The sequence below is a fragment of the Bacillus sp. SIMBA_074 genome, from assembly GCF_046534555.1.
Taxonomy (GTDB): Bacteria; Bacillota; Bacilli; order Bacillales; family Bacillaceae_G; genus Bacillus_A; species Bacillus_A mycoides.
This window is the reverse complement of sequence record NZ_JAWRYM010000466.1, coordinates 1-275: the sequence shown is the minus strand read 5'-3', so window position 1 is coordinate 275 and position 275 is coordinate 1. Positions and strand designations below refer to the sequence as shown.

Annotated in this window: 1 protein-coding gene; it reads right to left on the bottom strand. The window is 43.3% G+C overall.

Going from position 1 to position 275, the window contains the following annotated elements:
* Nucleotides 1-239 (bottom strand): serine hydrolase (locus SB773_RS31610; protein ID WP_410594270.1); only part of this gene is annotated, 239 nt, incomplete at its 3' end.
* Between the last annotated feature and the right edge of the window lie 36 nt (nt 240-275).

Genomic DNA, 275 nt, shown 5'->3' with positions numbered 1-275 from the left:
AAAATATTCTCTTTCACGAACTGCTCATACGAAATATCGCTCACACGCTCGATGATAACCCCAAGCAGTGCGAAGCTGTCGTTAGAATAGCTGAACTGTGTGCCTGGAGGACCAAGCAGCTCGTAATCAAGCCCTGAAATGTAGGCGACAAACTGATCTTTTGTATCAATCGCTTCCATCTTTTCTAAATCAAATTCTAAACCAGAGCTGAAGGTACCACTGTGTGGGTCGTTTTCCATACTTCTTTTCATTGCACCCATTAACGTGTCAAATGC